Annotated in this window: 10 protein-coding genes; 7 read left to right on the plus strand and 3 right to left on the minus strand. The window is 65.6% G+C overall.

The features are described 5' to 3' along the window. Positions 1-120: hypothetical protein (locus JHD07_RS20890; RefSeq protein WP_291625370.1), on the plus strand; the 120-nt coding region annotated here is incomplete at its 5' end. Positions 121-196: 76 nt separating this feature from the next. Here JHD07_RS20890 and JHD07_RS20895 read toward each other — a convergent pair. Further along, entirely contained in the window at positions 197-1222 is a 1026-nt protein-coding gene (locus tag JHD07_RS20895; protein ID WP_291625359.1) for an AraC family transcriptional regulator, read from the minus strand. Positions 1223-1407: 185 nt separating this feature from the next. Here JHD07_RS20895 and JHD07_RS20900 point away from each other — a divergent pair, with 185 nt between their 5' ends. The 3 genes from JHD07_RS20900 (at position 1408) to JHD07_RS20910 (ending at position 4600) form a co-directional block, all read left to right on the plus strand. Beyond that, the gene (locus JHD07_RS20900) at positions 1408-1857 is read left to right on the plus strand and encodes a cupin domain-containing protein (protein WP_291625361.1); all 450 of its coding nucleotides are present in this window, start codon (positions 1408-1410) and stop codon (positions 1855-1857) included. Positions 1858-1956: 99 nt separating this feature from the next. After that, positions 1957-3447, plus strand: a complete 1491-nt coding sequence (locus JHD07_RS20905; RefSeq protein ID WP_291625362.1) for an NAD(P)/FAD-dependent oxidoreductase — start codon at positions 1957-1959, stop codon at positions 3445-3447. A gap of 82 nt (positions 3448-3529) precedes the next feature. Then, entirely contained in the window at positions 3530-4600 is a 1071-nt protein-coding gene (locus JHD07_RS20910) for a hypothetical protein (RefSeq protein WP_291625363.1), read from the plus strand. 155 nt (positions 4601-4755) lie between these two features. Here JHD07_RS20910 and JHD07_RS20915 read toward each other — a convergent pair whose 3' ends face one another. Continuing rightward, on the minus strand, positions 4756-5523 hold the full coding sequence (locus JHD07_RS20915) for an outer membrane beta-barrel protein (protein WP_291625364.1): 768 nt from the start codon (positions 5521-5523) through the stop codon (positions 4756-4758). Between the two features lie 207 nt (positions 5524-5730). Next, complete coding sequence (locus JHD07_RS20920) at positions 5731-5877, minus strand: hypothetical protein (protein WP_291625366.1); 147 nt, start codon at positions 5875-5877, stop codon at positions 5731-5733. Positions 5878-6226: 349 nt separating this feature from the next. On the opposite strand from JHD07_RS20920, the gene JHD07_RS20925 reads away from it, so the two are divergent. The 3 genes from JHD07_RS20925 to JHD07_RS20935 form a co-directional block, all read left to right on the plus strand. Then, complete coding sequence (locus JHD07_RS20925) at positions 6227-7222, plus strand: NAD-dependent epimerase/dehydratase family protein (protein WP_291625367.1); 996 nt, start codon at positions 6227-6229, stop codon at positions 7220-7222. 207 nt (positions 7223-7429) lie between these two features. Then, positions 7430-8647 carry an efflux RND transporter periplasmic adaptor subunit gene (locus JHD07_RS20930; protein ID WP_291625368.1) on the plus strand — a complete coding sequence of 406 codons (1218 nt, stop codon included), beginning with the start codon at positions 7430-7432 and terminating at the stop codon, positions 8645-8647. A gap of 12 nt (positions 8648-8659) precedes the next feature. Then, the coding region (locus tag JHD07_RS20935; RefSeq protein ID WP_291625369.1) for an efflux RND transporter permease subunit at positions 8660-10986 on the plus strand (2327 nt) is incomplete at its 3' end.

A 10986-nucleotide genomic window follows, 5' to 3' on the forward strand; every position in this document is an offset into this window, starting at 1 on the left:
CCCTATCGCAAGAAGCACTACATGCAGGCCGGCGTCGGCCATTACGGCGTGTTCTCGGGCAAGCGCTGGAACAACGAGATCTATCCGCTGCTGCGGGATTTCGTGCACGTCAATTCGTGAGGGGCCTTGAATTCGTGAGGCGCCTTGAATTCGTAAAGCGACCTGGCGCAGCAGCAAAGCAGCCTCGACCGCGTTCCTAGCTCATCCTTCGCCGCAGCGTTGCCGACGGCGTCTCGCCGAATTTCTCGCGGTAGGCGCCAGCCATCCGGCCGAGATGGGTGAAGCCGAGATCGAAGGCGATGTCGGTGATGGAAGTGTCGGGCGCGGCTTGCGCGAGGCGCGCGTGGAGGCCGGCGAGCCGCAAGCCGAGCAGCATCTGCGAGATCGACACGCCGAAGTGGCGGCGGAAGCCGAGCTGAAGCGCACGAATGCCGATCCCGGCCGCGCAGGCGAGCTGCGCGAGATCGAGCGGTTCGCCGGCATTGTCCGCCAGATGGTCGCGCGCGGCGCGGAGTGCGCGCGGCAGGCGCTCGGCCTGACCCGAGAACGTTTCAATCGCATCCGACAGGCCGTGCCGCTGGCGATTGAGGAGATGATCGAGCAGCAGCTCGCGCCAATCCGCCATCGCCACCGGCGAGAGCCGGCCTGATGGCCCGAGACGCTCGGCGAGCGTCATCAACCCGGCGAGGCGGGCCTGCAAGGTGCGCCCGGACGGCGCCTCCAGGTCGATTACGGGATCGAACTCGACCGTGCCGGTCGCCCTGCCCGACAGCGCCGCGGCGCGCTGCTCGACCATGCGGCGGTCGAGCAGCAGGATCGCCTGTGCGCAATCGCGCCACATCATCCGGGTCGGGATGGTCGGCGACAGCAGCGACGCCGCCCGGTTCGGCGCGACATCGAGCTCGCCGACGCCTGCACGAATGCGGGCGCTGCCCGCGAGCGGCACCTGCACCAGGAAGAAGCGATCGAGACAGCCGGGATCGATGCCGACCGATCCGCCATAGGCGACGTAGTTGATGGAGAAGCCGTCGAAATCAGCGCAATTGTGCCGGGCGGAGAAGCCGGCCGCCCGCACCTCTCCGGGCTCGAGATCGTGCGGGCAGAAGATGCGGCCGATCTCTTCGGCGGCCTCGTCGACATCATCCGTGGTGACGCGGGCAAAGGCCGCGAGCCGCTCGGCTGCGGGTGCCCTTGCACTCATTTCCTGCACGGCTGCGGACATCGTCGACCACGCTTCGCGTCGCGGAATTGCTTTAAGCCTATAATAGTTCAGCGGATGCGAAAAGGGCCGTCGGCGACGTCGCGTGCTGCACGGCAACAATAGTGCCCGGATTCGTTTAGCGGATAGACAGCCGGCGCGAACCTGGCGGAAGCTCGGTCCCCGCCGGTATCCATGAGGAGGTGAGCATGACTGCACTCGAAAAGGGCATTACTGCAAACGGCACGGGCTATGGCGGCAAGAGCTGGAACATCCTGGGCCAGGTCTATTTCCCCAAGGCCGTCACCGACTCCACTTTCGCGTTCGAGACCAACAGCGATCCCGGACAGTTCGTGCCGGTGCACATCCATCCGACACAGGACGAGTTCATCCTGGTGCAGGAGGGCACGCTCGACCTCAAGCTCGACGGCGTGTGGGTCAAGGCCCATGCCGGCGACCTCGTGCGCATGCCGCGCGGCATCCCGCACGGCTATTTCAACAAGTCCGACAAGCCCTGCCGCGCGCTGTTCTGGGTCTCGCCGATGCAGAAGCTGGAGGCGCTGTTCGAGCAGCTGCACAATCTGACCGACCCTGCGGAAGTGGTCCGCATCTCGGCGCTGCACGAGGTCGACTTCCTGCCGCCCGAGGCCAACGACTAGCCGTCGCCGCTTCCTCCGCTTTCATCTGCCTGCAGCCCGGCCGGCCGCGCCTTGCGGCCGAACGCCGCCGCTTGCGCGCGAAACAGATCGAGCAATCCCATGGCCAGCCCAAAACATGTCTGCGTGATCGGCGCCGGCGTCTCCGGCCTTGCCGCCGCGAAAGCATTCTCCACCCGCGGCCACCGCGTCACCATCGTCGAACTCAGCGCCGATCTCGGCGGCGTCTGGGAGCCGGCGCGCTCTTATCCCGACGTGCAGACGCAGAGCCCGAAGGAGCTCTATCGCTACACCGACCGCGCCATGCCGGACGCCTATCCGGAATGGCCGACCGGGCCGCAGGTCCACGCCTATCTCGCCGATTACGCCAAGAGCTTTGGCCTCGACCGCATGGTGCGGCTCGGCACGGAGGTTGCCGACATGGCGCGCCGTGCTGACGGCAGGCCGGGCTGGACGCTCGCGCTGAAAACCAGGGATGGTGCGACGACCAGCGAGGATTTCGATTTCGTCGCGGTCTGCACCGGGCAATTCAACGAGCCGCGCGAGCTGCATTGCCCCGGCGAAGACGCGTTCCTGGCGCAGGGCGGCCAGATCCTGCATTCGTCGAAATACGGCGATCCCGCGCTGGCGAAAGGCCGCCGCGTCGTCGTGCTCGGCGGATCGAAGTCCGCAACCGACATCGCGGTGAACGCGGTGAAATCGGGCGCACGCGAGGTCACGATCGTGATGCGCGAGCCGGTCTGGCGCATTCCCTACTTCATCGGCGGTCTCGTCAACTTCAAGCGCATCCTCTACATCCGCGCGCAGGAGGAGATGTTTCCCGGCTGGGGCGCGAGTGCGATGGCGCGACTCGCCCAGCGCGTGGCCGCACCTTTGATATGGGCGAACTGGCGCGGGCTGGAGAGCCTGTTGAAGGCCCAGCTCAAGCTGAAGCAATGCAGGATGGTGCCGAAAGAGCGGATCGAGGACGGCGTCAACTGCTCGGTGCCGATCGCAACGCCCGGCTTCTATCCCATGGTCGCCGACGGCCGCATCAAGGCGGTGTTCGGCACTTTCGACCATTATGAAGGCGACAGCATCGTGATGAGCGGCGGTGAGCGCATCGGGGCCGACGTCGCCGTGCTCGCGATCGGCTACAAGCTCGGCGTGCCATTCCTGCCCGAGTCCTACCGGCAGAAGCTGGTGGACGCTGACGGGCAGTACCGGCTCTACCGCCTGATCGCCAACCCCGACCTGCCCGACATGGGTTTCGTCGGGTTCAACTCCTCGTTCTGCACCGTGCTCTGCGCCGATCTCGCCGCCAACTGGCTGGTGCGTTATGCCGACGGCCAGCTCGCCAACCAGCCGACGGCGCAGGCGATGCGCGACAACATCGAGATGATGCTGCACTTCAAGCGTGTCGAGCGGCCGGCCGCGGGCGTCTATGGCGGGCTGTGCGTCGCGCCCTATCACTACCGCCATTTCGACGAGCTGATGGCCGACATCGGCGCGAAGAACCAGAAGACCGGCGGACTCAAAGGACGCTTCCAACCGCCGGATGCGGATGCTTACGGCAAATTCCTCGCGACGGCGCCGGACTATCGGGCGGCGTGAGAGGAGAATTGCGGCAGCTCGCCTCTGGCGTCTACGATCTCGCTGGCCATCGAATCGACGGGAACCAGCCAGAGGATCGGCCATGGGATCGAGACGACTTGCCACCGCGGCGCTTGCTGCTGCTGCCCTCTTCGTCGCGGCGCCGGTCCATGCGCAGAGGGCACCGTCGCCGCAGCAATCGGAGGCGCTCGCCACTTACGAGCGCGCGCTCGGCGACTTCAAGTCCATCCTCGCCGAGCGGCGGCGTCAGATCGAGGCCAAGCAGCCGCTGCCGAACCTGCCGGGACAGGCGCTGTATCTCGCGCGGGTCGCCGTCATCAGCAGCTACAAGGACCTGACCGACGTCATGCCGTCACGGATCGGCCGGCCCAACAAGTTCGAGATTCCTCCGGCCTATTTCGACGCCGACATCGAGCCGCTGGTCGAGGAATACGGCAAGCTGTTCGACATCATGGAAGCGCCGCCTGCCGGCGCGCAGAACTCGCCGACGCCGTTCAAGGACGTCGTCGATCTCGCCGTTGCGATCGCGCGCGCCAAGGGGCTCGCGCCTGAACATGCCGAGATGGCAGGGCGCATCAGCCTCGGGCTGTTCTTTGCCGAGACCAACGGCAAGCAGAACGTCCGCAATGCGCGCTCCAACACCTATATGGGCAGCTTCCAGACCGGCCCCTCCGAAGACCGCAACGGCCGACGGAAATGGGAGAAGATCAAGGGCGACGTCGCCGCGATCGATCCGCACCTGAGTGCGCGCGACGACAAGGAAGAGGCCCGGGCCCGCGGCACCGATCAGCGCTTCAACCATTGGACCAACGTGCGCAACGGGTTGATGAACGCGCATGCCGACCTGTTCCGCGAGATCCCCGGCATCGTCAAGACGCTGCCCGACCCGATCGACCAGATGAAGGTATTCCAGTTGATCCAGATCGTTCCCACCCCGACGCGGTCCGCGCTGAAATCGGGCGATCTCCTGAACTACCGGGTCTCCAGCCCCACGATCATGAGGTACCTGCGCAACAACAGCATCTTTGCCTTCGGACAGGCCGACCGGGCGCGAACCTCGGCCAGCTACCGCGAGATCTTCGGCGCGATGTGGCTGTTCAACCGGAAGTTCGAGAAGGCGATGGCGAAGCATGCGGAGCTCAAGCGGCGGTAGTGCCGCGTGCGAGCGGTATCGCTCCTTGCTGAGCTGGGTACGAAACGCAGGAGGCGAACATGTCCGCGCGAAGGGCGACCGGTTGATCGGTCGCCCTTCTCTTCATTCTTCAAATTGCGGATCAATGGTGACAATCCGCGGCCATACCCGCGTTCTCAGTAACGCATTAGGCCCGGTCCGCCGAAGCGATAGTTGATACGTGCGGTTACAATATCAATGTCCTGACCGATGCTGTTGGTCGTCGCAACGCCTCCGGGCGCCGCCGCAAAGCCCAGAGTCCGACGATCGAGGAAAATGTGATCGTACTCCACGCCGACCGACCAGTTGGGTGCGAAACCGTACTCCATGCCGGCGCCGACGCTGGCTCCCCAACGCGTATCGCTGCTGCTGTTGATCAAGGCACTGGTCGCCGTGAAGGTGTGGGTGTAGCGGCTATCCACCACGGCGGCGCCGCCCTTCACGTAGAGCAGCGCGTTGTTCCAGGCCCATCCGACCTGGCCCGTGAACAGACCGAAGGCGCGCACCCGGGAATTGATGGTGAGGTCACCCGGCGCGAACACGAAGGCCGGCGACGATACCCGCGATCCGTTCAAGTCGGCCCAGTTGCCCTGCGCCTCCAACCCGAACACCCAGGCCGCCGATTGCCAGCGATACCCGATCTGACCGCCAGCGACGGCGCCGTCCGAGTTGTGACACCCCTCGCTCGCCGTGAAAGGCGCGCCGGCGAAGCTCACGAAATCCCAGCAGTTGCGGGTGGTGCCCCATCCACCGTTGCCGCCGATGTAGAAGCCGCTCCAATCGTAAACCGCCGCGATGGGCGGCGGCGCCTTGACGTAGGGCTTGGCTGCCATATCGGCGGCCTGAGCATGCGTACTCAACGCCAGTGCCGCCACGGCGACACCGGCAAGGATTGTCTTTTTCATGTGGAGTCCCCTTTCAGCTAAATGCCGTCATGACTAGACAACAATCATCAATGCTTCGCTGTAACCGTGAAACCACGGGCACGTTGAAGTTGCGCCAAGAGAGTTCCCCTCAGAGTTGAGCGTGTGGCGCGAAAAGCTCATGTGAATCAATGAAGCTTGGCGCCAGCGCGCCGCAACATCTCGGAACCCAGTCCGTTCGGCGCGACGCTACCTGTCCTTCCGAATCGAAAAACGATTCTTTCGCTTCTCGAAGGCGAGGTATTGCTCGATGGCGGCCTGCAGTTCATCGGCCAATTCCAACCGCCGCTCGGGCGTGTTGAGACCGCGCTGAAGCTCGAGCACCCGGCCGGCCATTTCCTGGCATATCTTCGCAAGCATTTGGTTCATGGCAGCGCTTCCCTCGGGGGTTGGAACGAGAGGAAGTCGGTCTTGGATCACCTCCGACCCCGACCCGAAAGCTCGCGCCGGAGTGTAATGAGTCTGCGATGGCCGCTAACGGGCATAGCGACCAATATCAAGGGTCTCGGAAATACTCGACCACCGTACTCCGTTCCTATTCGGCGCGTCAGGGGCTTTGTCTTCGTAAGGCTTTGCGCCGCGTGGCGTCGGTCGTGGTGGGCAATCAGGGCGCGCCAAGGGAGCGGGTTGCAAGTGCTAGCACAGGTTGTAGTCTCGCGGTGACATCGACCACACGGACAATTTCATGCGCATTCTCGTTCTCGGCGGCAGCCAGTTTCTCGGGCGGGCGATTGCGAGCCATGCTTGCGCGGTGGGTCACGACGTGACCTGCGCAGCCCGCGGTCTTGCAGGGCCGATTGCCGCCGGCGCCCGCTTGGTGCGGATCGACCGCGACCTGGCCGACGGACTTGCGCCGCTCACGGGCGAGACGTTCGACGCCGTGATCGACGTCTCGCGTCATCCCGGCCAGGTCCGCCGCGCAGTCGCCGCGCTGAAGCGGCCGGGCGTGCATTGGACCTTCGTCTCGACGATCAGCGTCTACGCGGACAACCGCATCCCCGGGCAGCGCGCCGACACGGCGCCGCTGCGCGAGCCTGTTGCGGCGGAGATCGAGCACAGCACCGAGGCGATCTACGGCGCCGCCAAGGTCGCCTGCGAACACGCGGTCGGCGGCGACGCCTTCATCTGCCGCGCCGGCCTCATCGCAGGGCCCGAGGACCCGACCGGACGGTTCGCCTACTGGCCGGCGCGGCTTGCGCGCGGCGGCGAGGTGCTGGCCCCGGGATCGCAGGAGGATGCCGTCCAGTTCATCGATGTGCGCGATCTCGCGCAGTGGATCGTGCGTGCGGCGGAGACCGACCTCACCGGCATCTATGAGGGGATCGGGCCGATCCGCACGCGCGGCGAATTCCTTAGGGAATGCGCATCCGCGCTGGACGCGTCCTGCACGTTCACCTGGATCGATCGCGCCTTTCTGGAAGCGCATGACGTCAGGCGTTGGGCGGGCCCGCGGTCGCTGCCAATGTGGCTGCCCTTGCCGGACTACGCCGGATTCCTGACGCGCGACACCTCGCCGGCCCGCGCGGCCGGATTGACCTCGCGGCCGATCGCCGACACGGCACGCGATACGTTTCACTGGCTCCGCGACAGCAACGGCCCGGTCGTCGGTCTCACCGCCGACGAGGAGAAGGAGGTGCTCGCGGCGTGGCATGCGCGAGAGCCGGTTGCGACCGAATTGTAACATTGTCGTCCGCAACGCAGTCCGGCAATATCCGGTGTGGACCGTCGATCGTGCGCGCGATGAAAAGCGGTTTGTGCTGACAAATCTGTCAAAGGCCACACAGCAGTTTGCGACTCAAGGCGGGGGACTGCCATGGGTATGGTGTTCCACGCCCGGTCATTTGTTGCTAGCCTGCCGCACCGACAGACACTCATCGGGGGCTACCGCATGACCTCAGCGAATCCCGCATCTCCCGCACGGCGCGATGGAGCGTGGAGACATGTTGGGCGGGGCTTGGCGCGAGCCCTGCCAAAGGGCTTGGCTGCGGCAGCCGCCGTGGTCGCGCTCGCGGGCTGCGAGGACAAGAACACGTTCGTGGCGCCGCCGCCCCCCAAGGTGGACGTCGCGACGCCGGTGCAGCGCCCGGTGACGCGCTACATCGAGGCCACCGGCAACACGGCGCCGATCAAGAGCGTCGATCTGGTCGCGCGCGTGCAGGGCTTCCTGCAAACGATCGACTATCAGGACGGCACGTTCGTCAAGCAGGGCACCCAGCTGTTCACGATCGAGCCCGAGACCTACAAGCTCAAGCTCGAGCAGGCGCAGGCGGCCGAAGCCGGCGCGCAGGCCTCGCTGCGGCAGGCGGAAGCCGACTACAAGCGGCAGGCCGATCTGGTGCAGCGCCAGGCGGTCTCGCAGGCCACGCTCGACACCTCGACCGCCAACCGCGACAACGCGCAGGCCAACCTCCAGCAGGCCCAGGCCAATACGAAACTCGCCGAGGTGAATTACGGCTACACCAAGGTGACGGCACCGTTCGACGGCGTCGTCAGCGCGCACATGGTCTCGATCGGCGAACTCGTCGGCGTCTCCTCGCCGACCCAGCTCGCCACCATCGTCGCGATGGACCCGATCTATGTGAACTTCACCGTCAACGAGCAGGACGTGCTGCGCATCCGCGCCGAGGCGACCCGCCGCGGACTGACGCCCGCGGACATGAAGCATTTCCCGATTCAAGTGGGGCTCCAGACCGAGACCGGCTATCCGCACGAGGGCAAGCTCGACTACGTCTCGCCGACCCTCAACCAGTCGACCGGCACGCTGGCGGTGCGCGGCCTCGTTCCCAACGACAAGCGGGTGCTGCTGCCCGGTTATTTCGTCCGGGTCCGCGTGCCCTTCGACCAGGAGAAGAGCGCCCTGCTCGTTCCCGACACCGCACTCGGCAGCGACCAGGGCGGCCGCTATCTCCTGGTGGTCAATGGCGACAACGTCGTCGAGCAGCGCAAGGTACAGATCGGCCCCGTCGACAACGGCCTGCGCGTGATCGAGAGCGGCCTGAAGCCGGAGGACCGCGTGGTGACCGCGGGGCTCCTGCGCGTCATACCGGGCCAGAAGATCGACCCGCAGGTGACGAAGATCGAGCAGACCCAGGCCTCGAGCAAGTAGGGGCGGCCAGCCATGATCTCAAAGTTCTTCATCGAGCGGCCGGTCCTCTCGAACGTCATCGCGCTCTTGATGATCCTGATCGGCGGCGTGGCGCTGTTCAACCTCGCCGTCGCGCAATACCCTGATGTGGTGCCGCCGACCGTGCAGGTCACCACGCGCTATCCCGGCGCCAGCGCCAAGACGGTGATCGACACCGTGGCCTTGCCGATCGAGCAGCAGGTCAACGGCGTCGAGGACATGCTCTACATGCAGTCCTACAGCGGCGCGGACGGCACCTACACGCTGACCGTGACCTTCAAGATCGGCACCGACCTCAACTTCGCGCAGGTGCTGGTGCAGAACCGCGTCTCCAGCGCGTTGTCGCAATTGCCGCAGGCGGTGCAGAACCAGGGCGTCACGGTGCAGAAGCGCTCGACCTCGATCCTCCTGTTCGTGACGCTGACCTCGCCGGACTCCAGATTCGACAGCCTCTATCTCAGCAATTACGCCACCATCAACATCCGCGACGAGCTCTCGCGCCTGCCGGGCGTCGGCAACGTCACCGTGTTCGGCGCCGGCCAATATTCGATGCGGGTCTGGCTCGATCCGAACAAGCTGCAGGCGAGGAACCTGGTGCCCCAGGACGTCATCCAGGCGATCCAGCAGCAGAGCCAACAGGTCTCGGCCGGCCAGGTCGGCGCACCGCCGACGCCGCCGGGCCAGGCGTTCCAGTACACGCTCAACGTCAACGGACGGCTCGAAGACACCAGCCAGTTCGAGAACATCATCGTCAAGACGGGCAGCAGCGGCGACGTCACCCGCGTGCGCGACGTGGGCTGGGTCGAGCTGGGCGCGCAGACCTACAGCCAGATCTTCTCGCTCAACAAGCAGCCCGCCGTCGGCATCGGCGTGTTCCAGTCGCCCGGCGCCAACGCGCTCCAGGTCGAGAAGGCCGTCGAGAAGAAGATGGCCGAGCTCGCCAAGCGCTTCCCGGAAGGCATCAAGTACGACACGCCGTTCGACACCACCAAGTTCGTCGAGGCCTCGGTGCACGAGGTCTACATGACGCTGATCGAGGCCGGCCTGCTGGTGCTGGTCGTGATCCTGGTGTTCCTGCAGGATTGGCGTGCGATGCTGGTGCCGGCGACGACCGTGCCCGTCACCATCATCGGCGCCTTCGCCGCGATGGCGGCACTCGGCTTCACCATCAACATGTCGACGCTGTTCGCGATCGTGCTCGCGATCGGCATCGTGGTCGACGACGCCATCGTGGTGGTCGAAGGCGCGGCCCACAACATCGAGCAGGGCATGAACGGCCACGACGCCGCGATCCGCGCAATGGACCAGCTGTTTGCGCCGATCGTCGGCATCACGCTGGTGCTGATCTCGGTGTTCCTGCCGGCCTCGTTCCTCGCCGGCCTCACCGGGCGGATCTATTCGCAATTCGCGCTGGTGATCGCGGCGACCGCGCTGCTCTCCGCCATCAACGCCGCGACGTTGAAGCCAACGCAATGCGCGCTATGGCTGCGGCCGGCCGTGCCGCCGGAGCAGCGCAATTTCTTCTATCGCGGCTTCAACGCGGTCTATGACCGCGTCGAGCGCGGCTACACCCGGCTGATCACCTTCCTCGTCAGGCATGCCACCGTCTCGGTCGCCTTCGCGCTCCTGGTGATCGGCGCCAGCGGCTACGGCCTGTCGCGGGTGCCGACCGGCTTCCTGCCGATCGAGGATCAGGGCTACCTGATAGCGGCGGTGCAGTTGCCCGACGGCGCCGCGCTGGAGCGGACGCAGGCCGTGCTCGACAGAGCGAGCGGACTGATCAAGGACACCCCCGGCGTGGCGCAGGTCATCACCATCGCCGGCATCTCCGCGCTCGACAACAGCGCCAGCCTTGCCAATGCCGGTGTCGCCTACATCATCCTGAAGGATTGGGACGCGCGCAAAGGGCCCGGCGAGGACCTGCGCTCGCTGGTCTTCGGGCTCAACGACAAGCTCGCTGATATCATGGAGGCGCGCACCATCGTGCTGCCGCCGCCACCGATCCAGGGCATCGGCAACGCCGCCGGCTTCTCGATGCAGGTCGAGCTGCGCGACGGCAACAGCGATTTCGCCAAGCTGCAGGCCATCACCGCGGCGGTGGTCTCCAACGCGCAAAGCCAGAGCGCGCTGCAGCGCGTGCAATCATCGTTCCGCGCCTCGGTGCCGCAATTCAACGTCGAGATCGACCGCGTCAAGACCCAGACGCTGCACGTGACGACGGACCAGGTGTTCGCGGCGCTGTCGACCTATCTCGGCTCGTCCTACGTCAACCAGTTCAACAAGTTCGGCCGCGTGTTCCAGGTCTACACCCAGGCCGATCC

Origin of the sequence: Bradyrhizobium sp. (assembly GCF_016462955.1) — a bacterium.
GTDB lineage: Bacteria > Pseudomonadota > Alphaproteobacteria > Rhizobiales > Xanthobacteraceae > Bradyrhizobium.